Annotated in this window: 27 protein-coding genes; 17 read left to right on the top strand and 10 right to left on the bottom strand. The window is 74.5% G+C overall.

Annotated features, from left to right (window positions below):
- The first annotated feature begins 59 nt into the window (after nucleotides 1-59).
- Together KJP73_RS00680 and KJP73_RS00675 are read left to right on the top strand one after the other, a co-directional pair.
- Nucleotides 60-1,343 (top strand): MFS transporter, encoded by a 1,284-nt coding sequence (locus KJP73_RS00680; protein WP_213280794.1) that lies wholly within the window; start codon nucleotides 60-62, stop codon nucleotides 1,341-1,343.
- Nucleotides 1,340-3,124 (top strand): glycoside hydrolase family 3 protein, encoded by a 1,785-nt coding sequence (locus KJP73_RS00675; RefSeq protein ID WP_249668965.1) that lies wholly within the window; start codon nucleotides 1,340-1,342, stop codon nucleotides 3,122-3,124. The genes KJP73_RS00680 and KJP73_RS00675 overlap by 4 nt, the downstream gene beginning before the upstream one ends.
- A gap of 78 nt (nucleotides 3,125-3,202) precedes the next feature.
- On the opposite strand, the gene KJP73_RS00670 is transcribed toward KJP73_RS00675, so the two are convergent.
- The 4 genes from KJP73_RS00670 to KJP73_RS00655 all read right to left on the bottom strand — a co-directional run bounded on the left by KJP73_RS00670 (nucleotide 3,203) and on the right by KJP73_RS00655 (nucleotide 6,460).
- Nucleotides 3,203-3,607, bottom strand: a complete 405-nt coding sequence (locus KJP73_RS00670; protein WP_213280793.1) for a DUF6640 family protein — start codon at nucleotides 3,605-3,607, stop codon at nucleotides 3,203-3,205.
- A gap of 116 nt (nucleotides 3,608-3,723) precedes the next feature.
- The gene (locus tag KJP73_RS00665) at nucleotides 3,724-4,401 is read right to left on the bottom strand and encodes an NADPH-dependent F420 reductase (protein ID WP_213280792.1); all 678 of its coding nucleotides are present in this window, start codon (nucleotides 4,399-4,401) and stop codon (nucleotides 3,724-3,726) included.
- Nucleotides 4,398-5,450: an LLM class flavin-dependent oxidoreductase gene (locus tag KJP73_RS00660; protein ID WP_213280791.1), complete on the bottom strand. Its 1,053-nt coding sequence runs from the start codon at nucleotides 5,448-5,450 to the stop codon at nucleotides 4,398-4,400. The genes KJP73_RS00665 and KJP73_RS00660 overlap by 4 nt, the downstream gene beginning before the upstream one ends.
- Before the next feature lie 77 nt (nucleotides 5,451-5,527).
- Nucleotides 5,528-6,460, bottom strand: a complete 933-nt coding sequence (locus tag KJP73_RS00655; protein WP_213280790.1) for an NADP-dependent oxidoreductase — start codon at nucleotides 6,458-6,460, stop codon at nucleotides 5,528-5,530.
- Nucleotides 6,461-6,572: 112 nt separating this feature from the next.
- Between KJP73_RS00655 and KJP73_RS00650 the strand changes: the two genes are divergently transcribed.
- Nucleotides 6,573-7,238, top strand: coding sequence for a TetR/AcrR family transcriptional regulator (locus KJP73_RS00650; RefSeq protein ID WP_213280789.1), 666 nt, complete (start codon nucleotides 6,573-6,575; stop codon nucleotides 7,236-7,238).
- Nucleotides 7,239-7,242: 4 nt separating this feature from the next.
- Here KJP73_RS00650 and KJP73_RS00645 read toward each other — a convergent pair whose 3' ends face one another.
- Nucleotides 7,243-7,929 (bottom strand): TetR/AcrR family transcriptional regulator, encoded by a 687-nt coding sequence (locus KJP73_RS00645; protein WP_213280788.1) that lies wholly within the window; start codon nucleotides 7,927-7,929, stop codon nucleotides 7,243-7,245.
- A 103-nt stretch (nucleotides 7,930-8,032) separates the two neighbouring features.
- Between KJP73_RS00645 and KJP73_RS00640 the strand changes: the two genes are divergently transcribed.
- From KJP73_RS00640 to KJP73_RS00630, 3 genes are all read left to right on the top strand, one after another.
- Nucleotides 8,033-8,398 carry a DoxX family protein gene (locus KJP73_RS00640; protein WP_213280787.1) on the top strand — a complete coding sequence of 122 codons (366 nt, stop codon included), beginning with the start codon at nucleotides 8,033-8,035 and terminating at the stop codon, nucleotides 8,396-8,398.
- A 35-nt stretch (nucleotides 8,399-8,433) separates the two neighbouring features.
- A complete protein-coding gene (locus tag KJP73_RS00635) occupies nucleotides 8,434-9,288 on the top strand; it encodes an NAD(P)H-binding protein (protein ID WP_213280786.1) in 855 nt (284 codons plus the stop codon).
- 88 nt (nucleotides 9,289-9,376) lie between these two features.
- Nucleotides 9,377-10,015, top strand: coding sequence for an NAD(P)-dependent oxidoreductase (locus KJP73_RS00630; protein ID WP_213280785.1), 639 nt, complete (start codon nucleotides 9,377-9,379; stop codon nucleotides 10,013-10,015).
- A 166-nt stretch (nucleotides 10,016-10,181) separates the two neighbouring features.
- Here KJP73_RS00630 and KJP73_RS00625 read toward each other — a convergent pair whose 3' ends face one another.
- Complete coding sequence (locus KJP73_RS00625; protein ID WP_213280784.1) at nucleotides 10,182-10,610, bottom strand: pyridoxamine 5'-phosphate oxidase family protein; 429 nt, start codon at nucleotides 10,608-10,610, stop codon at nucleotides 10,182-10,184.
- Nucleotides 10,611-10,746: 136 nt separating this feature from the next.
- Here KJP73_RS00625 and KJP73_RS00620 point away from each other — a divergent pair, with 136 nt between their 5' ends.
- From KJP73_RS00620 to KJP73_RS00580, 9 genes are all read left to right on the top strand, one after another.
- Nucleotides 10,747-10,944 (top strand): hypothetical protein, encoded by a 198-nt coding sequence (locus KJP73_RS00620; protein WP_213280783.1) that lies wholly within the window; start codon nucleotides 10,747-10,749, stop codon nucleotides 10,942-10,944.
- On the top strand, nucleotides 10,941-11,030 hold the full coding sequence (locus KJP73_RS00615; RefSeq protein ID WP_213280782.1) for a potassium-transporting ATPase subunit F: 90 nt from the start codon (nucleotides 10,941-10,943) through the stop codon (nucleotides 11,028-11,030). The genes KJP73_RS00620 and KJP73_RS00615 overlap by 4 nt, the downstream gene beginning before the upstream one ends.
- On the top strand, nucleotides 11,030-12,700 hold the full coding sequence (kdpA, locus tag KJP73_RS00610) for a potassium-transporting ATPase subunit KdpA (protein WP_213280781.1): 1,671 nt from the start codon (nucleotides 11,030-11,032) through the stop codon (nucleotides 12,698-12,700). The genes KJP73_RS00615 and kdpA overlap by 1 nt, the downstream gene beginning before the upstream one ends.
- 5 nt (nucleotides 12,701-12,705) lie before the next feature.
- Nucleotides 12,706-14,886: a potassium-transporting ATPase subunit KdpB gene (gene kdpB, locus KJP73_RS00605; protein WP_213280780.1), complete on the top strand. Its 2,181-nt coding sequence runs from the start codon at nucleotides 12,706-12,708 to the stop codon at nucleotides 14,884-14,886.
- 25 nt (nucleotides 14,887-14,911) lie between these two features.
- Complete coding sequence (gene kdpC, locus KJP73_RS00600) at nucleotides 14,912-15,517, top strand: potassium-transporting ATPase subunit KdpC (protein WP_213280779.1); 606 nt, start codon at nucleotides 14,912-14,914, stop codon at nucleotides 15,515-15,517.
- 105 nt (nucleotides 15,518-15,622) lie between these two features.
- Nucleotides 15,623-16,576, top strand: a complete 954-nt coding sequence (locus KJP73_RS00595) for an ATP-dependent DNA ligase (RefSeq protein ID WP_213280778.1) — start codon at nucleotides 15,623-15,625, stop codon at nucleotides 16,574-16,576.
- A gap of 57 nt (nucleotides 16,577-16,633) precedes the next feature.
- Nucleotides 16,634-17,860: an MFS transporter gene (locus KJP73_RS00590; RefSeq protein ID WP_213280777.1), complete on the top strand. Its 1,227-nt coding sequence runs from the start codon at nucleotides 16,634-16,636 to the stop codon at nucleotides 17,858-17,860.
- Between the two features lie 4 nt (nucleotides 17,861-17,864).
- The gene (locus KJP73_RS00585) at nucleotides 17,865-18,221 is read left to right on the top strand and encodes an ArsR/SmtB family transcription factor (protein WP_213280776.1); all 357 of its coding nucleotides are present in this window, start codon (nucleotides 17,865-17,867) and stop codon (nucleotides 18,219-18,221) included.
- Between the two features lie 132 nt (nucleotides 18,222-18,353).
- Nucleotides 18,354-18,569: a hypothetical protein gene (locus tag KJP73_RS00580; protein WP_213280775.1), complete on the top strand. Its 216-nt coding sequence runs from the start codon at nucleotides 18,354-18,356 to the stop codon at nucleotides 18,567-18,569.
- Between the two features lie 3 nt (nucleotides 18,570-18,572).
- On the opposite strand, the gene KJP73_RS00575 is transcribed toward KJP73_RS00580, so the two are convergent.
- Nucleotides 18,573-18,950 (bottom strand): DUF2200 domain-containing protein, encoded by a 378-nt coding sequence (locus tag KJP73_RS00575; protein WP_213280774.1) that lies wholly within the window; start codon nucleotides 18,948-18,950, stop codon nucleotides 18,573-18,575.
- Between the two features lie 91 nt (nucleotides 18,951-19,041).
- Here KJP73_RS00575 and KJP73_RS00570 point away from each other — a divergent pair, with 91 nt between their 5' ends.
- A complete protein-coding gene (locus KJP73_RS00570; RefSeq protein WP_213280773.1) occupies nucleotides 19,042-20,976 on the top strand; it encodes a TPM domain-containing protein in 1,935 nt (644 codons plus the stop codon).
- Between the two features lie 27 nt (nucleotides 20,977-21,003).
- Here KJP73_RS00570 and KJP73_RS00565 read toward each other — a convergent pair whose 3' ends face one another.
- The 3 genes from KJP73_RS00565 to KJP73_RS00555 form a co-directional block, all read right to left on the bottom strand.
- On the bottom strand, nucleotides 21,004-21,897 hold the full coding sequence (locus KJP73_RS00565) for an aldo/keto reductase (protein WP_213280772.1): 894 nt from the start codon (nucleotides 21,895-21,897) through the stop codon (nucleotides 21,004-21,006).
- A 133-nt stretch (nucleotides 21,898-22,030) separates the two neighbouring features.
- Nucleotides 22,031-23,632 carry an ABC transporter permease gene (locus tag KJP73_RS00560; RefSeq protein WP_213280771.1) on the bottom strand — a complete coding sequence of 534 codons (1,602 nt, stop codon included), beginning with the start codon at nucleotides 23,630-23,632 and terminating at the stop codon, nucleotides 22,031-22,033.
- On the bottom strand, nucleotides 23,629-24,573 hold the full coding sequence (locus KJP73_RS00555) for an ABC transporter ATP-binding protein (RefSeq protein WP_213280770.1): 945 nt from the start codon (nucleotides 24,571-24,573) through the stop codon (nucleotides 23,629-23,631). The genes KJP73_RS00560 and KJP73_RS00555 overlap by 4 nt, the downstream gene beginning before the upstream one ends.
- 95 nt (nucleotides 24,574-24,668) lie before the next feature.
- Here KJP73_RS00555 and KJP73_RS19465 point away from each other — a divergent pair, with 95 nt between their 5' ends.
- Nucleotides 24,669-25,268 (top strand): TetR/AcrR family transcriptional regulator, encoded by a 600-nt coding sequence (locus tag KJP73_RS19465; protein WP_213280769.1) that lies wholly within the window; start codon nucleotides 24,669-24,671, stop codon nucleotides 25,266-25,268.
- Nucleotides 25,269-25,274 lie beyond the last annotated feature (6 nt).

Here is a 25,274-nt window from a genome sequence, read left to right as displayed (position 1 = left end):
ACCACCTGTTTCACTTGGCGCACCCGCGCCGACGGAGGCGCCGTCCAAGGAGCTCAGCCATGACAGAGTCGTCACTCACCGCGACCACGGCCGTGCCGTCGTCCAGTGAGGCCGCGCGTGCACCGCGCGGCTACGTGCCCACCTTCGCCGCTGCGAACTTCGGGATCATGCTCGCGCTCATGACCCCGGCGCTCGTGACGCTGGCGTTCAAGCTGCAGCACATCACCGCCACGTCGGCACAGGCGACCTCGGCCCTCGGGCTCGTCACTGGCGTCGGTGCTGTGTTCGCCCTGATCACCAACCCGCTCGCGGGACGGCTGTCCGACCGCACGACGTCGCGCTGGGGCATGCGACGCCCGTGGCTGGTCGGCGGGGTTCTCACCGGGCTCTTCGCGTTCATGGTCATCGGGGTCGCGACGAGCGTGTGGCTCGTGCTGATCGCGTGGTGCGTGGCTCAGGCCGCGATGAATGCCGTGCTCGCTGTCGCCAACGCCACGGTCCCGGACCAGGTGCCCACGGCTCGGCGCGGGATGGTCTCCGGCATCGTCGGCCTCGCAGGGCCGGTCGGCATGCTCGTCGGCACTGCGGTCGCCAACGTGCTGCCGGGCGACTTCGCCCGGTTCACGGTCCCGGCTGTCGTCGCCGTCGCGCTCGTCCTGGTGTTCGCCCGCGCGCTGCCCGACCGGGTCCTGACGGAGCGGCCGGCAACGGCGTTCACCGTCAAGGAGTTCCTCGGGTCGTTCGTGTTCAACCCGGTCAAGCACCCCGACTTCGGGTGGACCTGGCTGACGAAGTTCCTGGTGATGTTCGGCTACGCCGGAGTCGCCACCTTCCTGCCGTTCTACCTGACCGAGCAGTTCGACCTCGGGGAGCAGGACGCGATCCAGGCCGTCCTCCTGGCGAACGTCGCCTTCATGGGTGCCCTGGCCGTCTCGGGGCCGCTCGGCGGGATCCTGTCGGACAAGGTCGGCAAGCGGCGCCCGTTCGTCGCCGTCGCGGGCCTGATCATGGTCGTGGGCCTGGTCGTCCTGGCGTTCGCGCCCAGCGTGACGGCGGTGGTGGTCGGCCAGGCGATCGTCGGGCTGGGTGTGGGCTCGTTCATGTCGGTGGACCTCGCGCTGGCGACACAGGTGCTCCCGAACCCCGACGACGCCGCCAAGGACCTCGGCGTGCTCAACATGGCCAACGCCCTGCCGCAGTCGCTCGCACCGTCGATCGCCCCCGTGATCATCGCCTTCGGGGCTACGACGGCCCTCGGCGGTTACGCCACGTTCTACCTGTTCGGCGCCCTCGTCGCTCTGGCCGGCGCCATCCTCGTGTACCGCATCAAGGGAGTGAAGTGACCACGTCCAGCATCGACACCACCCACCTCGACCCGGCGCTGCCCGTCGACGAGCGCGTCGAGCGCCTCCTGGCGCAGATGACCCTCGAGGAGAAGGCCGGACTGCTGTTCCAGACCATGATCAGCATGGGTCCGGACGGCGAGCTCAGCGACGGGGACCCGGTGTTCGGCCTCCCGAGCAACGAGGAGTACGTCACCGGCCGGCTGATGACCCACTTCAACATCCTCGGCACGGCACCCACCGTCGAGGCCATGGCGACGTGGCACAACCGGCTCCAGGAGCTCGCCGCCTCGACACGCCTGGGCATCCCGGTCACCATCTCCAGCGATCCCCGGCACTCGTACACCGACAACCCGCTCATGGGAGTCGCGACCGACACCTTCTCGCTCTGGCCCGAGCCGCTCGGGCTGGCCGCGATCGGCGACGAGGCCCTGGTCGAGCGGTTCGCCGACATCGCGCGCCAGGAGTACACGGCCGTGGGCATCCGCGTCGCGCTGCACCCGCAGATCGACCTCGCGACCGAGCCGCGCTGGTCCCGCCAGCTGCAGACCTTCGGGGAGGACGTCGACCTGACGTCCCGGCTGGGTGCCGCTTACATCCGCGGCTTCCAGGGGTCGCAGCTCGGCGCGGCCTCGGTCGCGACGATGACCAAGCACTTCCCGGGCGGCGGTCCGCAGCTCGACGGGGAGGACGCGCACTTCGCGCACGGTCGCGAGCAGGTGTACCCCGGTGGCCTGTTCGAGCACCACCTCAAGCCCTTCGAGGCGGCGTTCGCCGCCGGGACCAGCCAGATCATGCCGTACTACGGGATGCCGGTCGGGACCGAGTACGAGGAGGTCGGCTTCGGGTTCAACAAGAGCGTCATCACCGGCCTGCTCCGGGATCGGTACGGGTTCGAGGGAGTCGTCTGCACCGACTGGGGGCTGATCACCGACAACTCGGTGTTCGGCGAGCCGTTCCCTGCCCGGGCCTGGGGGGTGGAGCACCTGACGCCGCGCGAGCGGATGCTCAAGGTCCTCGAGGCCGGGGTCGACCAGTTCGGCGGCGAGGCGTGCCCCGAGCTGCTGGTCGACCTGGTGCGGTCCGGCGACCTCGGCGAGGACCGCATCGACGTGTCCGCCCGCCGCGTCCTGCGCGAGAAGTTCGTGCTCGGCCTGTTCGACGACCAGCGCTACGTCGACATCGAGCGGGCCCGGCGCGTGGTCGGCAACGCCGAGTTCGTGGCTGCGGGGCAGGCGGCGCAGCGCGCGTCCGTGACGCTCGTGACCAACACGGTGGCCGACGGCCGTCCGACGCTGCCGCTGCGCGGGGGCCTGAAGCTGTACGTCGAGGGCATCGACGCCGAGGTCGCCGGTGCGTACGGGGTCGTGGTGACGGACCCGCACGAGGCCGACGTGGCGATCCTGCGGCTGCAGGCCCCGTACGAGGAGCGGAGCGCGACGTTCGAGAACCTGTTCCACTCCGGGTCGCTGGATTTCTCCGAGGACCAGGTGGCGCACGTCCGGGAGGTCGCGGCGGCGGTTCCGACGATCGTGGACGTGTTCCTGGACCGCCCGGCGATCCTCACCCCGTTCGTGCACGACGTCGCGGCCGTCACCGCGACCTACGGCGCCAGCCCGTCGGCGCTGCTGGACGTGCTCGTCGGTGCCGCCGAGCCGCAGGGACGGCTCCCGTTCGACCTGCCGAGCAGCATGGACGCGGTCCGGGCGAGCCGGCCGGACGTGCCGTTCGACACCGCCGACCCGCTGTTCCGGTTCGGCCACGGGCTGCGCTACAGCTGAGGTCCGTGGGCGCCGGCCGGCCGTGAGCACGCAGCCACGGCCGGCCGACACCCGCCGGGACCCGCGGACGACCGCCGGTCAGCCGCGGCCGCGCCGCGCCCGGACCCAGCCGGCAGCGGTCAGCGCCAGCATCGCCCCGGCGGCGACCCGCTCGTCGACGGGGAACCTGCCGACGTGCGGGATCAGGTCAGGCCGCTCGGCTCCCAGGCCGCCCGTGCCCGGGTACAGGAAGCTGGCGGCGACGGAGGCCCAGAACGCGCCGGTCAGGCCGGCGCTCACGGTGGCAGCGCGCGGATCCGGGTGCCGCAGCACCGCGACCGCGGCGGAGCCGAGGAACGCGGCGGTGGTGATCGTCTGGGCGTCGTGGAACCTGGCGTGCGGCGGCCAGGCGGGGTTGAACAGGTGCGTGCGGTTCCAGTCGGCGGCGAAGCCGGAGACGGCCGTGGCCGCTCCCACCGCGCCCAGCAGCGTGCGTGGTCTCATCTGGTCCTCCGTGGTGCGCGGGTGCGAAGGGACCTCGGACCGGAGCGGCGCAGGGGGAGTGCGCGCTCCGGCCCGAGGGGCGCAGGGGTCGAGACTGCTCCTCGAGGAGGTCGCCGTCACGCCGCCGTGGCCGCGGCCCGACCAGCCGTCAGCAGGGCGCGCAGGCCGGCGGCGTCGTGCCGGCCGTCGAACACGGGGGTGCCCGGCTCGAGGGCGGCTCCCGCGGCCAGCGGGCCGGCGTCGACGGCGTCGTAGCCGATCTGCTCGATCAGTCCCATGACCACGCCGCGGGCGGCGGGGTCGTCGCCGGCGACCGCCAGCGCCCGTCGCGCGGGCGTGCCCGGCGGGGTGCCGTCGGTCTCCAGCTCGTGGTAACCGATGTGGTTGAGCGTCTTGACCACGCGCGCGCCGGTGAGGAACGCCTGGACCATCTCGGAGGAGGACGGCGCGTCGGCGAGCTCGGGGATGTCCCCGTCGGTCTCGGGCCAGGAGTTCATCGCGTCGACGACGACCTTGCCACGCAGTGTGGACGGGTCGAGCGTGCGGTACCGGCGCAGCGGCAGGGACAGGATGACCACGTCGCTGCGGGCCGCCGCCTCGGCGGCGGTGACGGCCTGCGCTCCCGGCGCCATCACGCCCACGATCAGCTCGATGTCGGCGGGATCGCCGGAGGCCGCGATCAGCACGTCGTAGCCTCCGCGGAGCGCCTGGCGGGCGACCGCGGTGCCGACGCGTCCGGCGCCGAGCACCCCGATGGTCCCGACCGGGCGCTCCGTGCCGTCGCGCCCGGTCACCGCGGCGTCCCGGCGGGGGCCGACGCGGCCTCGCGCACGGCGGGGGCGATCTCCGTGGCGAGCCGCGCGATGGAGTCCTCGACCATGGCGCGGGGCATGCCGCCGAAGTCGACCTGGCCGACGAACCGGTCGACGCCGAGCACCGTCTGCAGGTCGAGGATCTTCTCGGTCAGCTCCTCGGGGCCGCCGACCATGAACGCGCCGCCGCGCTCGGACAGCGCGTCCATCTGCGCCCGGCTGACCTCCCAGCCGCGTCCGCCGTTCGTCCGCGGGGACAGGTACTGGTGGTAGTACGGGTAGATCTCGTTGCGCGCGGCGACGGGGTCGGCGCCGGCGTAGAAGTGGCTGGTGATGCCCACCCGCAGGCTCTCGGGCGCGTGCCCGGCCTGCTCGCCGGACATCCGGTAGATGTCGACCAGGCGGCGGGCGTGGCCGATCGTGCCGCCGATCAGCCCGAGCATCATCGGCAGACCGAGGCGCCCGGCGCGCTGCGCACTGGTCGGGGTCCCGCCCACGGCGACCCACACCGGGAGCTGGTCGACGTGCGCGCGCGGGGAGATCTCGGCGTCGCGCAGCGGCGGGCGGGTGCTCCCGCTCCAGGTCACGTTCGCCTGGTCGCGCAGCCGCAGCAGGAGATCGAGCTTCTCGGCGTAGGTGCGGTCCAGGTCCGCGGGGTCGACGCCGAACAGGGCGAACGGCTCGGCGAATGCGCTGCGCCCGGCGACGACCTCGGCCCGTCCGTGGCTGAGCAGGTCGAGGGTGGCGAAGTCCTGGTAGACGCGGACGGGGTCCAGCGTGGTGAGCACGGTCGCCGTGGTGATCAGCCGGACGCGCTCGGTGGCCTGCGCCACGGCGGCGAGCGTCACCGCGGGCGAGGAGACGGCGTACTGGTGGGTGTGGTGCTCACCGACGCCGTAGACGTCCAGGCCGAGGCGGTCGGCGAGCACGCCGTAGCCGACGATCTCGTCCATCCGCTGCCCGACGCTCGGCGCCGGGCCACCGTTCGGGTCGGCGGCGATGTCGGTGAGGGAGAAGACTCCGAGCTCCATGGTGGGTCCGTCCTGCGGGTCGCGGCCGGAGCAGGGGGCGGAGCGGCTCCGCCCCCTGCTCGAGCCAGGGGGGTGGGTCAGGCGATGGTGATGACGAGCTTGCCGAGGGTGCCGGCGGCGAAGTCGGCGAACGCCTGCGGCACCTCCTCGAGGGCGTAGGTGCGCTCGATCGTGACGGTGGTCCGCTCCGCGGCGCGGTGGTCGGCCAGCGCCTCGAGGGTCTGCTGCGAGGGCGTGGCGTAGACCGAGGCCACGGTGACGTGCTCGGACGGCAGCTGGTCGGCGGACATGATGCGGGTGGAGGCCAGGCGGCCCTCGGGGCGCACCGCGGCGAGCAGGGCGGCCGGGTCACCCGCGAAGTGCAGGACCGTGTCGATGCCGCCCGGGTGCGCGGCCAGGACCTGCGCGGCGACGTCCTCGGTGTAGTCGACGACCTCGGACGCGCCCAGGCGGGTGACCAGGTCGCGCTCGGCGTCGCTGTGCGCGGTGGCGATGACGGTCGCACCGGCGTGCACCGCCAGCTGCACCGCCTGGTTACCGACGCCGCCGGTCGCCCCGGCGACGAGCACGGTCTGCCCCGCCTGCACCTGCGCGGCGTCGATCGCGTCGACGGCGGCGGTCCCGGCCAGGCCGAGCGCGGCACCCTCGGTGAAGCTCAGCGACGCCGGCAGGTGCGCCAGGCCGACGGCCACCGGGACCGTGACGTACTCGCCGAAGGACCCGTCGCCCAGGTACTCCTTGGTGACGACACCGAACACGCGGTCCCCGACCGCGTAGCCCTCGACGCCGGCCCCGACCGCGTCGACGACGCCGGCGAAGTCCTTGCCGATGACGACGGGGAAGCGGTGCTCCATCATCCCGACCAGGTGGCTGCCGGCGACGGACAGGTCGAACCCGTTGACCGAGGCGGCGTGCACCCGCACGCGGACCTCGCCCTCGGCGGGCTCCGGGGTGGCGACGTCGTGGACCTGGGGCTGGGCGCCCGACTCGGCGATGGCGATGGCACGCATGACGAACTCCTCGAGAAGCTGCTAAGCGGAACGGTTGCTCCGCTTCGTCCGACCCTAACACCTCATCCGGAGCATGTATTCCAGTTAGGTCCGGCCGGGTAGGTTCACCGCCATGACTGCATCCGAGGAGGCGCCCGCACGCGGGCTGCGCGCCGACGCCGAGCGCAACCGGCAGGCGATCCTCGCCGCTGCTGCACGGGTGTTCGCGCGGGAGGGGACCGATGCGCCGCCGGCCGCCGTGGCGCGCGAGGCCGGCGTCGGGGTCGGGACGCTCTACCGCCGGTTCCCGCACCGCGACGAGCTCGTGCAGGCGGTGATGGAGGACAAGATGCGCCGGTACGCCGACGTGACCGTCGAGGCCGCCGAGCTGGCCCGTGACGACGCCTGGTCGGCGTTCGCCGGCTACGTCGCGATGCTGCTCCGGGAGCAGGCGGCCGACCCGGCGTTCGCGGACCTGCTGATGGCGCCGTTCTCCGGGTCGACGATCTTCGCCGCCGAGCACGCGCGCGCCTTCCGCGCGTCCATCCTGCTGGTCGATCGCGCGCGTCGCGCGGGTGCCGTGCGCCAGGATCTCGAGCACGCCGACCTGTTCCTCGCGACGCTGGCGAACGCGGGGGTTGCGCGGGTGCTGGACAGGAGCCGGGCTGCGGCGAGCGAGCGGCTCGCGCGGATCCTGCTGGACGCCTTCCGTCCCGCGCCGGACCACGAGCCACTGCCTCCGGTGCCGCCGGAGCTCGCCGCCGACCGGGCGCCGACGGAAGACGCCGCAGGCGGATAGCAGGTCACGCCGGGACCGCGTGCGCCCCGCCGCCGGCCCGGATCAGCGCGCGGTACATCTGGCCGCGGCTCGGAGCGGGCGGCAGTGGCTGGGCGGCGCTCGCCGCGAACGACTGGAGCAGGTAGCCGACCAGGCGCGCCGAGGCGCCGGGTGCGGCGTCCCGGGTCGCGGACACGACGCCGGCGTTGGCCATGAGCACCAGTGGCACGTCCTGGTGCACGAAGTCCGGCCGGAGCCGGCCTGTCGCCTTGGCCCGGTCGAGCAGCTCGGTCAGCGCGTGCGCGGAGCGGTTCCGCTCGGCCTCCAGGGCGGGGGCGCTGGGGAACGTCATGGTGAGCACGCCCGCGAAGCCGCGGTCGTCGGCCTGCATCGCGCAGACCCGCTCGATGTACCCGCAGAACCCGCGCCAGGGATCCGGGTCGGCCAGGGCGTCCTCGACCGCGGCGGCGTAGCCGGCCATCTTGTCGGCGAACACCGCGCCGATCAGCTCGTCGCGCGAGGGGAACCGGCGGAACAGCGTCGCGACCCCGACGCCGGCCCGGCGGGCGATCTCGTTCGTGGAGACGTCGAGGCCCTGCTCGGCGAACGCGGCCCGGGCGGCCTCGACCACGCGCGCCCGGTTCCGCTCGGCGTCGGCGCGCAGGCAGCGTCGCCCTCCGTTCTCGGCTTCCGTGCTCCTGTGATCGCTCATGGCGCCAGCGTACCCGCTTAGTGGAATAGGCGTTCCGGATACCGTGTTAGGGTCGGCGGAAGCGGAACGTCCGCTCCGGTACGACGACAGGACGCCACCCCTCATGGACATCGCTCTCTGGATCACCTCCGGACTGCTCGCCGTCGCCTACATCGGCGCCGGCATCACCAAGTCCACCCAGCCGAAGGCCAAGCTCGACCAGAGCCTGCCCTGGGCGCAGGACTACTCGGCCGGCACGGTGCGGTTCATCGGCATCGCCGAGCTGCTCGGCGGCATCGGCCTGCTCCTGCCGTGGCTGACCGGCATCGCACCGGTCCTGACGCCGATCGCGGCCACCGGCCTCGTCGTCGTGCAGGCCCTCGCGATCGCCGTCCACGTGCGCCGCAAAGAGGCGAAGGTCATCCCGATGAACGCGGTGCTCCTGCTCCTCGCGCTGTTCGTCGCCGTAGCCCGCTTCGCCGCCCTCTGACCCCCACCGCAGCACCCGCGAAAGGAACTACTCCCATGACCATCGCGATCATCGGCGCCACCGGCCAGCTCGGCGGCCTGACCGTCGACGCCCTGCTCGAGCGCGGCGTCCCCGCCGCCGACCTCCTCGCCCTCGGGCGCGACGCGGAGCGTCTCACCGCCCTCGCCCAGCGCGGCCTGCGCACCGCGCCCCTCGACCTGGACGACGTCGACGCGACCGCCGCCCAGCTCGCCGGTGCCGACAAGCTGCTGCTCATCTCGGTCGGGATGCCGGGCCAGGCGCTCGCGCCCCGCGGGAGCGCGATCGAGGCAGCGCGTCGCGCCGGCGTCGCGCACCTCGTCTACACCTCCGCGCTGCAGGCGCCCACGACCGTCCTGGGCCTGGCCGCCGAGCACAAGGCCACCGAGGAGCTCATCACCGACTCCGGCATCCCGGCGACGTTCCTGCGCAACGGCTGGTACACCGAGAACCACCAGCAGGACTTCGCCGCCGCCCGTGACCGCGGCGTCATCGCGAACTCCGTCGGCGACGGCCGCCTCGCGACCGCCCCGCGCAAGGACTTCGCCGAGGCAGCTGCGGTCGTGCTCACCAACCCCGGCCACGAGGGCCGTGCCTACGAGCTGTCCGGTGACGTCGCGTGGAGCTACGCCGACTTCGCCGCCACCGCGCAGGGCGTGCTCGGCACCCCCGTCCGCTACGAGGCGCTCACCCCCGAGCAGGAGCAGGAGCAGCTCCTCGCCTTCGGTCTCGACGCGGGCACTGCCGGCTTCATGGTCGCCCTCAACGGCAACATGCGCGACGGCGCCCTCGCGCCGACCCCCGGCGACCTCGCCCGCCTCATCGGCCGCCCCACCGAGCCGCTCGAGACGACCCTGCGCCGCTGGGTCTGACCCGAACCAGCCCGGCAGGAGGGGCTCGCACCGCTTGTGCGGGCCCCTCCGGACACCCTCCCGCACGACCACGAAAGGTCCCACCCCGATGAACGTCACCGTCTTCGGCGCCACCGGCGCCATCGGCTCCCTCACCGTCACCGGGCTCCTCGAGCGCGGCCACACCGTCACCGCCTACGCCCGCAACGCCGGCAAGGTCCCCGCGTCCTGGAAGTCCCGGGTCACGGTCGTCGTCGGGGAGATGTCCGACGCCCAGGCGATCGACAGCGCGGTCGCCGGCGCCGACGCAGTCGTCAGCGCCCTCGGGCCGAGCATGGACCGCAAGGCAACCGGGCTGCCGCTGGTCGAGGGCACCCGCCACATCCTCGAGGCCATGCATCGGCACGGCGTCCGCCGGTACATCGGCCAGGCGACCCCCGCGGTCCTCGACCCCCACGAGACGCCGACCATGGTCACGCGGCTCATCGGCTTCATGCCCCGCACCTTCATGCGGCGCGCCTACGACGAGATCATCGGCATGACCGACCCGGTCAAGGCGTCCGATCTCGACTGGACCATCGTGCGGTTCATCGCGCCGAAGAACACCCCGAAGGCGCCGACCCGCGTGGGCTTCTTCGGCACCGACAAGCTCGGCTTCGCGGTCAGCCGTGCCGACATCGCCGCGTTCACCGCCGCGCAGGTCGACGACGCCACCTACGTCCGCCGGGCACCAGCGATCAGCAACTGACCCGCGTCCGAGCGCGGACCGGCGAGGACAGCGCGCCGCTCGCCGGGCTGGCGCTCGGCCTCGCCGCCGGGGGCGTCCTGCTCCGGCTGGCGACGGCACGGCTGCGCCGCAGGGCTGCTCTCGGCTGAGAGCCGTGGCCCCGGGCGTCGGCCGACGGCACGGCCCGTCAGTACGCGTAGCGCCGCACGGACTCCGGGTGGATCACCAGCCGGACCTGGTCCTCGGCCAGGATGCCCGCGAGGTCCGCGGCCCGGGCGGGGTCGTCGAGGTCCCAGTACCGGGCCGCGAGGCGTGACGCGAGGTCGTGCGCCCCGTCCGGCTCGACGGTGACGCGCCCGGCGACCGCCACCCAGCGCTCGCGCTCGCCGACCGGGGCGGCGACGACGAGCGACGCGCGCGGGTCCTGGGCGAGGCGGCGGACCTTGAGCGCGTCCGGGCCGGTGAACAGCTGGAGCGTGCCCTCGTCCGTCGCCTCGAACCACACCGGGCGCGGCTGGGGCGGCGTCGGCCCGGCCGCCACGGACAGGAACCCGTGCAGGGGGCGGCGCAGGAACTCCAGGTCGTCGGCGGTCAGCGTGCGGTCGTCGGTGCTCATCGCGGCCTCTCGGGTCGGCGTGCCGGTCTCCCGGCGTCGGCGTCGGACGCAGGGTCAACGCGGGGGCCGGTGCGCGCTGTTCCGGCGCCGTCCGCACGGGATCCGTCAGGAACGGGCCCGCGCCCGTATGGGAACCGTGAGGATCGCCGACGCGGGCCGCCGGCGGGTCTGTGATGGACGACGGCCCCCTGCGGGGCCGCCGCGGCAGCCGGCCGGCCGGCGCGGCACGCACGTCCTCGGGAGCTTCCTCGTGCTGGACCTGGTCTTCGTCGTGGGCGTCCTCGCCCTGTTCGCCCTGGTGGGCGCGGTCGCCGCGGGGGTCGAGCGGCTGTGATCGTCCTCGACCTCGTGGCCGCCGCCCTCGGGCTCGCGGCCGTCGTGTACCTCGTGTGGGCCCTCGTGCAGCCGGAGCGGTTCTGATGGCCGCGTGGGCCGCCGTCGCCCAGGTGCTGACCGTCGTCGTGGTGCTCGCCGCGCTGTACCGGCCGCTCGGCGACTACATCGCGCACGTCTACACCTCGTCGCGGGACCTGCGGGTCGAGCGCGGGCTGTACCGGCTGATCGGCGTCGACTCCCGCTCGGAGCAGACGTGGCGCTCGTACGTGCGCAGCCTGCTCGCGTTCTCGGTGGTCGGCGTGCTGCTCGTCTACCTGCTCCAGCGGGTGCAGACCTGGCTGCCGTACGACCTCGGGATGCCCGCCGTCGGCGAGCACCTGGCGTTCAACACCGCGGTCTCGTTCGTCACGAACACGAACTGGCAGTCGTACTCGCCCGACGTGACGATGGGCTATGCGGTCCAGGTGCTCGGGCTGACGGTGCAGAACTTCGTGTCGGCGGCGGTCGGCACGGCCGTCGCGGTGGCGCTGGTGCGCGGGTTCGCCCGGCGCCGGACCGGCACCATCGGCAACTTCTGGGTCGACCTGACCCGCGGCACCCTGCGCCTCCTGCTGCCGATCTCCGTGCTCGGCGCGGTCGTGCTGATCGCCGGGGGCGTCATCCAGAACGTCGCCGGGTTCACCGACGTGACGACGCTCGCCGGCGGCGTCCAGTCGATCCCCGGCGGGCCGGTCGCGTCGCAGGAGGCCATCAAGCTGCTCGGGACGAACGGCGGCGGGTTCTTCAACGTGAACTCCGCCCACCCGTTCGAGAACCCGACGCCGTGGACCAGCCTGTTCCAGGTCGTGCTCATGCTGGCGATCCCGTTCAGCCTGCCGCGCACGTTCGGCCGGATGGTCGGCAGCGCCCGGCAGGGCTACGCGATCCTCGCGGCGATGGCGACGATCTTCCTGGTCAGCCTCACGCTGCTGACGGTCGTCGAGGCGCAGGGCGCGGGCACCGCCCCCGAGCTGGCGGGCGGCGCGATGGAGGGCAAGGAGCAGCGGTTCGGCATCGCCGCGACCACGCTGTTCGGCTCCGTCAGCACGCTCACGTCCACCGGCGCGGTCAACGGCATGCACGACTCGTTCACCGCCCTGGGCGGGTTCTTCCCGATGCTCAACATGATGCTCGGCGAGATCGCGCCCGGCGGCGTCGGCTCGGGGCTGTACGGGATGCTCGTGCTCGCGGTCATCGCGGTGTTCGTCGGCGGGCTGATGGTCGGCCGCACCCCGGAGTACCTCGGCAAGAAGATCGGCCCGCGCGAGATCAAGCTCGCGTCCCTGTACATCCTGGTGACGCCCACGCTCGTGCTGGCCGGCACGGCCCTGTCGTTCGCGATCCCCGGGGTGCGGGCCGACGTCGAGTCGACGTCGATCTGGAACCCCGGCGTGCACGGCTTCTCCGAGGTGCTGTACGCGTTCACGTCGGCCGCGAACAACAACGGCTCGGCGTTCGCCGGTCTCACCGCGAACACGCCGTGGTTCAACACCGCGCTCGGCGTCGCGATGCTGCTCGGGCGGTTCGTGCCGATCGTGCTGGTCCTGGCGCTCGCGGGCTCGCTCGCCGCGCAGGACACGGTCCCGTCGACCGCCGGGACGCTCCCGACGTACCGGCCGCAGTTCGTCGGCCTGCTCGTGGGCGTGACCGTGGTCGTGACCGCCCTGACGTACTTCCCCGTTCTCGCGCTGGGTCCCCTGGCGGAAGGTCTGTGAACCTCATGACTGACACGGCAACCCCCACCCGGCCCGCGGCCCCGGCCGCCGGCCACCCCGCCGGGCACCCCGCCGGGGCGGACGCGCGCGCGTTCGGCGTCGCCCAGCTCCGCGAGGCGCTGCCCGGGGCGTTCCGCAAGCTCGACCCGCGCACCATGTGGCACAACCCCGTGATGTTCGTCGTCGAGGTCGGCGCCGCGCTGACCACGGTGCTCGCTGTCGTCGAGCCGTTCACCGGCGGCCCGGAGCCGTCCGGCGGCACCGAGACGCCGGTCACGTTCACCGCGGCGATCGCCGTGTGGCTGTGGCTGACCGTGCTGTTCGCGAACCTCGCGGAGGCCGTCGCCGAGGGCCGCGGGAAGGCCCAGGCCGACAGCCTGCGCCAGACCCGGTCCAGCACGACGGCGACGGTCGTCGACGCGTACGACCCCGCGGGAGACCCGGGCGCCGGGCGTGCCCGCACCCGCGAGGTGGCCTCGCCGGACCTCACGCTCGGCGACGTGGTCGTGGTCACCGCGGGCGAGCTGATCCCCGGCGACGGCGACATCGTCTGGGGCATCGCCTCCGTGGACGAGTCGGCCATCACCGGCGAGTCCGCGCCCGTGGTGCGCGAGTCCGGCGGCGACCGGTCGGCCGTCACCGGCGGTACCCGGGTGCTGTCCGACCGGATCGTCGTGCGGATCACCTCGAAGCCGGGGGAGACGTTCGTGGACCGGATGATCGCGCTGGTCGAGGGCGCCGCCCGGCAGAAGACCCCGAACGAGATCGCGCTGAACATCCTGCTCGCCTCGCTGTCGATCGTGTTCGTCGTCGTGGCGCTGACGCTGAACCCCATCGCCTCGTACGCCGGGGCGTCGGTCAGCGTCCCGGTGCTGGTCGCGCTGCTGGTGTGCCTCATCCCGACGACGATCGGCGCGCTGCTGTCCGCGATCGGCATCGCGGGGATGGACCGGCTCGTGCAGCGCAACGTCCTGGCGATGTCCGGCCGCGCGGTCGAGGCCGCCGGCGACGTGACGACCCTGCTGCTCGACAAGACCGGCACCATCACGTACGGCAACCGGCGAGCGGTGGCGTTCCTGCCGCTGGCCGGCGTCGACCCCCAGGACCTGGTCCGGTGTGCCGCCCAGGCGTCCGCCGCCGACCCCACGCCGGAGGGGAGGTCCATCGTCGAGCTGGCGGGGGACCGGGGCGTGGCGGGCGACCTCGCCACCCTCACCGACGGCACGGAGGTCGTGCCGTTCACCGCGCAGACCCGGATGAGCGGCGTCGACCTGCCCGACGTCACGCGGATCCGCAAGGGCGCCGGCTCGGCGGTCGTCGCCTGGCTCGAGGAGGAGGGCCCGCTCGACCCGGCCGTCCGCCGCGACCTGGACGCGCACGTCGAGCGCATCTCCTCCGACGGCGGCACGCCGCTGGTGGTGGCCGTCCAGGACTGGTCCGGCGCGGGCCGCGTGCTCGGCGTCGTCCACCTCAAGGACGTCGTCAAGGAGGGGCTGAGCGAGCGGTTCGCCGAGCTGCGCGCCATGGGCATCCGCACCGTGATGATCACGGGCGACAACCCCCTCACGGCGAGGGCCATCGCGGCCGAGGCCGGCGTCGACGACTTCCTGGCGGAGGCCACCCCGGAGGACAAGCTCGCGCTGATCAGGCGGGAGCAGGAGGGCGGCCACCTGGTCGCGATGACCGGCGACGGCACGAACGACGCACCCGCCCTCGCGCAGGCCGACGTGGGCGTGGCGATGAACACCGGGACCTCCGCCGCCAAGGAGGCCGGGAACATGGTCGACCTGGACTCCGACCCGACCAAGCTCATCGACATCGTGCGGATCGGCAAGCAGCTGCTCATCACCCGCGGCGCGCTGACCACGTTCTCCATCGCGAACGACGTGGCCAAGTACTTCGCGATCATCCCGGCCCTGTTCGCCGGGGTGTTCCCGGGCCTGGCCGTGCTGAACGTCATGCAGCTGTCGTCCCCGGCGTCCGCGATCCTCTCGGCGATCGTCTTCAACGCGCTGATCATCGTGGTGCTCATCCCGCTGTCCCTGCGGGGGGTGCGGTACCGCGCGGCGGCCGCCACGTCGATCCTCGGGCGCAACCTGCTCGTCTACGGCCTGGGCGGCGTCGTCGCCCCGTTCCTCGGCATCAAGCTGATCGACCTCGTCGTCAGCCTGCTCCCCGGCTTCTGAACCCGTCTCGCACCGAAGGACAGCCATGAGCTCCCCCCGCACCACCTGGCCGCACGTGCTCGTCGCCCTGCGCGCCATGCTCGTCCTCACCCTGGTCCTCGGGGTGGCGTACCCGCTGCTCGTCACCGGGCTCGGGCGGCTGATGCCCGCCCGGGCGGACGGCTCGCTCGTCACGGACGCCGACGGCAGGGTCGTCGGGTCGTCGCTGATCGGCCAGTCGTCCACCGACGCCGACGGCGCCCCGCTGACGGAGTACTTCCAGTCCCGCCCGTCGGCCGCCGGCGAGGGGTACGACGCCGCCGCGTCCAGCGGCAGCAACCTCGGCCCGGAGAACCCGGACCTGGTCGCCGCGATCGAGGAGCGCCGCGCCGCGGTGGCCGCGCTGGAGGACGTCGACCCGGCCGCCGTCCCGGTCGACGCGCTCACCGCGTCGGGCTCGGGCCTCGACCCGCACATCAGCCCCGAGTACGCCGAGCTCCAGGTCCCGCGGGTGGCCGCGGAGCGCGGGCTGCCGCAGGACGACGTGCGGGAGCTCGTGCGCGCCGCGACGACCGGGCCGGACCTGGGCTACCTCGGGCAGGCGGGCGTGAACGTCCTCGAGCTGAACCTGTCGCTCGACGCGCAGGGCTGACCGGCGGCGGTTGACCGGCGGCGGCCGACCCTGGCGGCCGACCGGTGGCGCGGGAATCGGGCAAACCGCCACAATTCGCCCGGAAACCGGCGTAGGGTCACCGCCGTGCCCCGTACGCCGGAGGATCCCAGCGGTCTCGCCCTGGCGCGCGTGGCGCACGCCCTCGAGGACACCGTCGGCCTGCCGGGCGGCACCGCGTGGGAGCCCAAGTGGGACGGGATGCGGCTGCTCGCGCTGGCCGACGGGCCGCGGACGCTGCTGCGGTCCCGGCACGGCGCCGACCTCACGGCGGCGTTCCCGGAGGTGGCGTCCGCGGTGGCGGACCAGGTTCCGCCCGGCACCGTCCTGGACGGGGAGCTCGTCGCCCGGCGCTCCGGCCGGGTCGACTTCGGTGCCCTGCAGCGCCGGGTCGCCGCGCCGCACCCCGCCGCGCTCACCGGTCTCGTGCCGGCCGCGTTCATCGCGTTCGACGTGATCCAGCGCGAGCACGCCGACCTGCGGGCGCAGCCGTTCATCGAGCGGCGGATGGCCCTCGAGGAGCTCGCCGCCGGCTGGACCGACCCGCTGACGACGTCCGCGCTGACCGGGGACGCGGGCGTCGCCGCACGGTGGTTCCGCGACCTCGCCGGGTCCGGGGTGGACGGGCTCGTCGCCAAGGGGCTCGACCAGGTCTACCGCCCCGGCACGCGCGACTGGCGCAAGGTCAAGCACGCCTCGGCGGTCGACCTGGTCGCCACGGCCGTCATGGGGCCCGCGACGCAGCCCGGCGCGCTGCTGCTGGCGCTGCCGGTCGGCGGCGAGCTGGTGCCGGTCGGCCGCTCGGGGTCCCTGAGCCTCACGGCGGCCCTCGCGCTCGCCCGCCAGATCAGGCCGCTCGCGCCGCCCGGCGGCGCGCCGTCCGCCATCGCGACGCGGATCGCCCCGCTCGTCGTCGAGGTCTCCGCGGACGTGCCGTGGTCGGGCGGCGCGCTCGCCCGGCCGGCCCAGTTCCTGCGCGCGCGGCCGGAGCTGCACCCGGTCGAGGTGGAGCCCGACCTGGCCCTGGCGGGCTGCGGCTGACGCCTGGTGCAACGTCTGCACGTTTGCGTGATGACGTAAGTACGCAATGATGGGTGGGTGCTCCCCGCTCTCGCCGACCGCACCTACCGCCGCCTGCTCGTCGCCCAGGTCGTCTCGCTCGCCGGCACCGGCCTGGCGACGGTCGCGCTGGGGCTGCTCGCGTACGACCTCGCCGGTGCGGGCGCGGGCCTCGTGCTGGGCACCGTGTTCGCGATCAAGATGGTCGCGTACGTGGCGGTCGCGCCGGTCGCCGCGGCTCTGGTCCACGCGGCGCCCCCGCGCCGGGTGCTGGTCGTCGCGGACCTCGTACGGGTCGTCGTCCTCGGGCTGCCGCTCGTGTCGTCGGTGTGGCAGGTCTACGTGCTGGTGCTCGTCATGCAGTCCGCCTCGGCCGTGCACACCCCCGCCTACCAGGCGGTGCTGCCGCGCGTGCTGCCCGACGAGCACCGCTACACCCAGGCGCTCTCGCTGTCCCGGCTCGCCGAGGACCTCGAGATGGTGCTGTCCCCGCTGCTCGCCGCGGCGCTGCTCCTGCTCGTGCCGAGCTCGGACCTCTTCGTCGGCACGGCGGCCGGGTTCGCCGTCTCGGCGCTGCTGGTGTCTCGCCTCCGGCTGGGCCCGGGCGTGGTCGAGGAGCAGGCGCAGCCGTTCGGCGTGCGCGTGCGACGGGGCGTGGAGCTCATGGTCCGCACCCCCGCGCTGCGGGCCGTGCTCGCGCTCAACCTCGCGGTGGCGGCCGGCGGCGCCTACGTGCTCGTGCAGTACGTGCTCATCGCCCGGGAGGCCTACCAGCGCGGCGACGGGACCGCGGCCGTCCTGATGGCCGCGCTCGGTGCGGGCTCGATCACCGTCGCCGTGCTGCTCCCGCGGGCGCTCGCGGCGCTGCCCGAGCGCGCCCTCATGCTCGGGGGCGCGGCCGTCGTCACCGTGGCGACGGCGGCGGTCGCCGCGGCGCTCACGGTGCCCGGCACGGGCGGGCTGGTGCTGGTCGCGGTGCTGTTCGCGCTCGTCGGTGCCGGGTGGTCGGCCGCGGAGACGCCGGTCGGCCGGATCATCACCCGGACGACCCCCGAGCGGGACCGGCCCGCGGTGTTCGCCGCGCAGTTCTCCCTGTCGCACGCGTGCTGGCTGGTCACCTACCCGCTCGCCGGCTGGCTCGGCGGCCTCGGCCTCGGGTCCGCGGCGCTCGTCCTCGCTGCCCTCTGCGCCGCGGCGTCGCTCGCGACCGCCCTGCTGTGGCCGCGGCACGCCCGGACCCGCCCGGTGGCCGACGTGGCAGGCTGAGCGCGTGACAGCCGAGCCCTCCCAGGCGCGCGCACCGGCCGACGACCAGCCGGCCGACGCCCGCCTCGACACCGCCGTCGACGTGCTGCGCCTGCTCGCCGACCGCACCCGGCTGGCGATCCTGGACCTGCTGCACGACCGCGAGCTCTCCGTCGGGGCGATCGCGGACCTGCTCGGCCGGCCGGTCCCTGCCGTCTCGCAGCACCTCGCGAAGCTCCGCTCCGGCCGCCTCGTCCACACCCGCCGCGACGGGGTCACCGTGTACTACCGGCACGCCAACGAGCACGTCGACGCCCTGGTGCGCAACGTGCTGCACCAGGCCGAGCACCTCACCGACGACCACCCGCCGCACCACCGCTGACGCGCCCCTGAGGCGCCCGGCGCGCCCCGCGCACGCCAGTCACGGTGACACCGGCGGGTCCGGTGTGCCAGGGTGTCGGTCCGCGGGGGTCCACCTTCCCGCGCGCTGTGGCAGGGGGAAAGGGGTGGGGCCGTGCTGACTCAGGCGTCGGCGGTGCTGTGGGTCGCGGCGGTGGTCGTCGCGAGCGCGGTGGTCGTCATGCTGCGGGCGGACCGCGTGCTGTCGGACCGCGGGGCCTCCGCGGTCGGGGCGGCGCGCGCTCGTGCCCGGCTGGTGGGGGCGCTGGTCGTCGCGGGCGCTGCGGCGCTCGGGACGCTGGGCGCGGTGGTGTGGGTCGCGGTGCGCTGACCGCTAGGCGCTGGTGCCGGCGGTGGCGCCCGTGCCGCGCAGGATCGACGCCATCTTCTTGCCGCGCGCGACCTCGTCCACCAGCTTGTCCATGTAGCGGATCTTCTGCATGAGCGGGTCCTCGATCTCCTCGACGCGGATGCCGCAGATGACACCGGTGATGAGGGACGCGTTCGGGTTCAGCCCTGGCGCCTGCTCGAAGAACGCCTCCATGCTGACCTCGTCGGCGACGGCCTTCGCGAGCCCGTCGTCGTCGTAGCCCGTGAGCCACGTGATGACCTGGTCGACCTCGTCCTTGCCGCGGCCCTTCCGCTCGACCTTGGTCACGTAGAGCGGGTAGATGCTGGCGAAGCTCATGGAGAAGATCCGGTGTCCGGCCATGTCCCGTCCTTGACGTCGCGTCGTTCAGACGACGGTACCGTCTCGTCTCGTCCGACGTGCCGTCGGCGCACCCCGGATCCTGGAGCCCGTCGTGCCTCTCGAACGCCCCCTCGCCCGAGCCGGTGCCGCCACCGCGCTCGCCCTGGCCGCCGCCTTCGGGACCGCCGCGGCACCCGCGTCGGCGGAGCCCCCGCAGGACCTCGCCGGAGAGGTCACCGACACCGCGGGCGTCCTGCGGGACCCGGCCGCCGTGCAGGCGGCGCTGGACGAGCTGGCCGACACGACCGACCTGCAGCTGTTCGTCACGTACATCGACTCGTTCGACGGCGCGGACCCGGAGACCTGGGCGGCCGAGACGGCGGAGCTGTCCCGGCTGGGTGTGGACGACCTGCTGCTGGTGGTCGCCGTCGAGGACCGCACCTACCAGGTGTCGGTGGACCCGGACCTGCCGCTGAGCGACGCCGAGCTGCGGGACGTGGAGACCGACCGCATCGAGCCGCACCTCGGCGACGACGACTGGGACGGTGCGGCCGTCGCCGCGGCGCAGGGCTACGCCGACGCGGTCCGGCCCAGCGCGTGGCCGCGGGTCCTCGGGATCGTCGCGCTCGTCGCACTGGTCGCCGCCGCCGTGGCCGCCGCGGCCCTCGTGCTGGTGCGGCGCCGCAGGGCACGGGCGGAGCTCGACGCGCTGGAGGACGCCGCGTCGGCCGCCTTGGTGCGCACCGACGACGCCCTCGCCGTCTGGGCCCGCGAGCTCGACTACGCCGCCGCGGAGCTGGGTGACCAGCAGCTCGGGCCGTTCCGCGCCGCCCTCCCGGCCGCCCGCGACCGGCTGACCCCGGCGTTCGCCGCGCGTGCGGCAGCCGACGAGCTCGAGGACGCGGGCGCGCGCCGGTCCGCGCTGGCCGGCGTCGTGGCCACGTGCGAGTCGATCCAGGCCACCCTCACCGAGCAGGGGGCGGCGCTCGCGGCGCTGCGCGACCTGCACGCGCGGGCGCCGCAGCACCTCACCGAGCTCGCCGCCCGCGCGGAGCACGTCGCCGCCGGTGCCCGCGTCGCCACCGACCACGTGGCGCTCCTGCGCACCCGGTGGGCGCCCTCGGCGACGGCCGCTGTCGGTGACCACCCCCAGCAGGCGGCGGCCGCGGCCGCGCGGGCGACCGAGGTCATCGCCGCCGGCCAGGCCCGGCTCGACACCGACCGGGCCGCGGCGGTCGCGGCGGTGGGGGAGGCGGACGCGCTGCTGGACCGCGGGGACGCGCTGATCGCCCAGGTGCGCGCCGTCGCCGCCGAGCTGGACGCCGCACCGGCGCGGGTCGAGCAGGCCGTGGCCTCCCTCACGGGCGACCTCGCCGACGCGGACCGGCTGGGCGCGGCCGACCCGGCCGTGGCCGCTGCCGCCACGCGCGCGCGGGAGGTCCTCGCGGCGGCCCGCCCGTCGCTGACCGGCGGCGACCCGCTCGCGGCGCTCGTCGCGCTCGCCCAGGCCGAGGGGACGCTCGACGCCGCCCTCGCCCCGCACCGGGAGCAGGAGCAGCGCGTGCTCCGCGCCCGGCAGCGCGTCGCCGAGCAGCTGCCGCGCCTCCAGCGTGACCTGGAGATGGCGGAGAACATCGTCCGCGCCAACCGCGGGGTCGTCGGCGCCACGGCACGCCAGCGCCTGGCGGAGGCGTACGCGCACGCGCAGACGGCCGGGACGCAGACCGACCCGCTCGCGGGCGCTGCGGCGATGGACCTCGCGCTCGCGGCGGTCGACGCCGCGCGCCGCCACGCCCGGAACGACATCACCGCCGCGGCCCGGGCGGCGGAGCGGGCGCAGACCGCCTCGCCCGGCGGCTGGGGCGGCGGGCTGTTCTCGGGCGGCGGCTCGTCCTGGGGAGCGTCGTCGTCCTCGTCGTCCCGGTCCCGGTCGCGCTCGTCGAGCAGCCGCCGCTCCAGCAGCACCCGGTCCAGCACGCGGTCCAGCAGCTCGCGGTCCCGCGGGTCCTCCAGCCGGGGGCGGCGCGGCGGCGGCGGCCGGTTCTGACCGGCTGAGCCGCCGACGACCTCAGCCTCAGTCGACCTCGAGCCCGACCGCCCGCGAGCACCGCTCGAGCTCGCCGGCGGACAGCACCAGGTCGGCCGCCGCTGCGGAGTCCGTGATGGACGCCGCCCGCCGCGCCCCGGGGATCGCGATCAGCCTGTCGCTCAGCGACAGCTCCCACGCCAGCACGACCTGCTGGGGGCTGACGCCGTGCTGCTCGCCGACCTCGCGGAACACCGAGAACCGGTCCCCGACCTGACGGGCCCCGCCGCCGGTCCCGCCGAGCGGGCTCCACGGCAGGAACGCGATGCCGTGCTCGTCGCAGTACCGCAGCTCGTCGTAGCTGCCGGGGTGCCGCGGGGAGAACTGGTTCTGCACGCTGACCAGCCCGCCGTCGCCGAGCACCTGCTGCGCGATCTCGATCTCCTCCACACTCGCGTTCGAGATGCCGATCTCGCGGATCTTGCCCTCGCGCTTCAGCGTGGCGAGGTTCTCCATGACGTCGCCGTAGACCATCCAGCGGTCGGGGCGGTGGTACTGGTACAGGTCGATCGCCTCGACCTCGAGCGCCCGCAGCGACTTCTCCACGGCGGAGCGCAGGTACTCCAGCGACCCGTCGCGGCCCCACGTCTCGCCCTCCGCGCGGGTGATCCCGCCCTTCGTGGTGATGACGAGCTGCGACGTGTCACCGCCCCAGGTGCGGACCGCCTCGGCGACCAGCCGCTCGTTGTGGCCCATCTGGTCCCACGTCGGTGCGTAGATGTCCGCGGTGTCGATGAGCGTCACGCCGGCGTCCAGCGCCGCCTGGATCGTCGCGACCGCGTCGGAGGGCTCCGGGTAGACCTCGTCCTGGTTCATCGACACCGGCATGGCGCCGAGGCCGATCGCCGAGACGGTGTACGGGCCGAGCCTGCGCTGCTGCACGGGGACCTCCGGGGTCGGTCGGGTCGCCGCCGGGTGCGACGACGCGGGTCCCAGCATCGCGCGCCCGCGGCGGCCCGGCACCCGCGGGACGGGCGCGCCCGCGCGAGGTCGCGGTCAGCGCGCGAGGTCGCTGTCAGCGCGCGAGGTCGCGGTGCCGGAACCCCCGGAACCCGACGGCCACCAGCGCGACGGTGACCAGCGTGATCCACGCGAGCCCGGTCCAGTCCGGGGCCGCGGTGGCGACCTCGGGCACGTGCCAGAACGGGCTGATCCCGAGCACCCAGTCGTCGAGCCCGAACGTCGGCCCGAGCAGGGTCAGCACGAACGAGACCAGCACCCCGCCCCAGGCCGCGAGGGCAGCCGCCGGGCGCGCGCCGACCACGGCGACCGACAGGGCGACGACGGTCCACGCGGCGGGCACCGTCGCGAGGGCCTGGACGAACGCGTCGCCGAACGAGACGCCGATGTCGGCACCCGCGGCCATCGCGGACAGGAGCGTGCCGGCGACGACGACGAACAGCGCCGAGGCGGCCAGTGCCAGCGCGACGTGGCTCGCGTAGTAGCGGGCGCGCGCGACGGCGCCGGCCAGCACCGGCTCGACCCGGTCCTCCAGCTCCTCCGCGCGGACCCGGAGCAGCACCTGCACCCCCGGGACGGCGGCGAGGATGCCGACCAGGGCGAGGATGGTCCGCACGAAGGCGCCGGTCAGCTCGTCGGGGGTCGTGGCGCCGGCGGCGAGGATCTGCTGGACGGACGCGTCGCCGCCGAGGATGTCGGTGACCGAGGTGGCGAAGTAGCCGAACACCACGCCGAGGCCCAGGAACGCGACCGTCCACGTGACGAGCGGCGCGCGGTTCAGCCGGACGGCCAGGCCCCACGTCGTGCGGGTGGTGCCGCGCGCGGGCCCCGGGCGCGGCGCGACCGAGCCCTGGCCGAAGTCCCGGCGGCCCTGCAGGACGAACGCCACGGCGACGAGGGCCACGGTCAGCGCGACGGCCGGCAGCAGCGGTGCCCAGCTGTCGCCGTTCGCCGGGCGGGTCTGGAGCGTCCAGCCGAGCGGGTTGGCCCACAGGGTCCAGGCCGGGGCGTCGAGCGACGCGCAGAACCCGCGCAGCAGGAACAGCACACCGAGGGTGCCGACGGCGAGCGAGCTCGCGGTGCGGGCGTCGGACCCGATCTGGGCGGTCACCGCGGCGACGCCCGTGAACATCCAGCCGCTGGCCGTGAAGGTCGCGCCCAGCAGCATCGACGACCCCCAGTCCCCGCCGCACAGGGCCGTGACCACGCCGGCGACCACCCCGGCCGCGAGGGAGCCGATCAGCGCGAGCGCCACGCCGGACGCGAGGCGCGTGGAGCGGCCCAGCACCCCCGAGGCGAGCAGCTCGGCCTGGCCGGAGTCCTCCTGGGCGCGCGTCGCCCGGGTCACCGCGAGGACGGCCCCGAGGGCGACGAGGAACCCGCCCAGCGCGAGGCTGCGCCAGGCGTTGAACCCGTCGACGGTGCTCAGGTCGTACGCCGGGCCGAAGATCAGTCCGAGCGCGGGGTTCGCCCCGATCGCGCCGGACAGCGCCTGCCGGCCGGCCTGGTCCGGGAAGACCAGCGGGTACACGAGGACCGACGAGGCCGACAGCCCGGTCGCGATGAGGACCCACGGCGCGAACCCCCGCCCGTCGTGGTGCAGCGAGGTCCGCAGCAGCGGCCGGGTGCCGGTCAGGGACACCGCGAGCGCGCTCATCGCGCCACCCCCGCCGCGTCCGCGCCCGCGCCCGCGGCCCCGGCCTCGGCCGGCTCGCCGCCGTACAGGCGCAGGAACAGGCTCTCCAGCGACGGCGGGGCGACGGTCAGGGACGTGAACCCGCTGGGGGACAGGGCGTCCACCGCCTCGCCGATCCGGGCGGCCTCGACGCTGCCGGAGAACGTGCCGCCGTCGAGGTGCACGTCGCTGAACACGGCGAGGTCGGCGGGGGAGGGGACCCGCGCCAGCGTCGCGTGCACGGTGGTGCGGGTCTGCCCGCGCAGGTCGGCCAGGGTCCCGGACCGGACGATCCGCCCGTCGCGGATGATGCTGAGCCGGTCGGCGAGGCTCTCGACCTCCGCCAGGATGTGGCTGGACAGCAGCACCGTGGCCCCGCGGTCCCGCGCCTCGACGACGACCTCCTGGAACACCCGCTCCATGAGCGGGTCGAGCCCGGAGGTCGGCTCGTCCAGCACGAGCAGCTCGGCGTCCGAGGCCAGGGCGGCGACGATGGCGACCTTCTGCCGGTTGCCCTTGGAGTACTGCCGGCCGCGCTTGGTCGGGTCCAGCTCGAACCGGTCGACCAGCTCCGCGCGCCGTCGCTCGTCCAGGCCGCCGCGGAGCTCCCCGAGCAGGTCGATCGCCTCGCCGCCGGTCATCCCGGGCCACAGCGAGACGTCGCCGGGCACGTACGCCAGGCGGCGGTGCAGCGCGACCACGTCGGTCCACGGGTCGCCGCCGAGCAGCCGCACCGTGCCGCCGTCCGCCCGCAGCAGGCCCAGCAGCACCCGGATGGTCGTGGACTTGCCGGCGCCGTTCGGGCCGAGGAACCCGTGCACCTGCCCGCGCCCGACCTGCAGGTCGACGCCCTGGAGCGCCCGGAACCGCCCGTAGGACTTGGTGAGGCCGTCGACCTCGATCACGGCGTCGGAGCTGCTCATGGGGAGTCTTCTCTCGTGCGGTGGGCCCGGTGGCCCGGCTGCCCCCAGTGAACTCCACAGGTGGGGAACTCCACAAGTGTGGAATAGTGGGCGGCATGGCGGCGACCACGGGACCGCGGCGGCCGACGGGCCGGCGCGCAGGCGACAGCGGCACGCGCGACGCGATCCTGGACGCCGCGCTGCGGCTGTTCGCGGAGCACGGCTACGACGGTGCGTCGATCCGCGCGATCGCCTCGGCGGCCGGGGTGGACCCCGCCCTCGTCCGGCACTTCTTCGGCGACAAGGACGCGCTGTTCGCGTCCGTGCTGGCGGACCGCACGACCATCCCCGCGCGGGTCGCCGCCGCCATGGCCGACGACTCCTCGACCGCGGGGCGCGCGGCCACCGACACGTACCTGCGGATGTGGGAGGAGCCGGGCACCCGGCCGATCCTGCTCGCGCTCGTCCGGTCCGCCACCACGTCGGCCCGCGCGGCGGCGATGCTGCGCGAGATCATTCTGACCCGGGTGCAGGGGCAGCCCGGGATGGACGACGAGCGCATCGGCCGCGTCGGGCTCGCCGCCTCCCAGCTGCTCGGCGTGGCCGTCGCCCGGCACGTCATCGAGCTGCCGCCGGTGGTCCGGCTGTCGCACGAGGAGCTGGTGGACCAGGTTGCCCCGACGATCCAGCGCTACCTCGACGGCACCCACCGCTAGGCGGGG

The sequence above is a fragment of the Cellulomonas hominis genome (assembly GCF_901521055.1).
Classification (GTDB): domain Bacteria; phylum Actinomycetota; class Actinomycetes; order Actinomycetales; family Cellulomonadaceae; genus Cellulomonas; species Cellulomonas endometrii.
The sequence above is the reverse complement of the archived record's forward strand: the minus strand, read 5'-3'. Positions and strand labels throughout refer to the sequence as shown.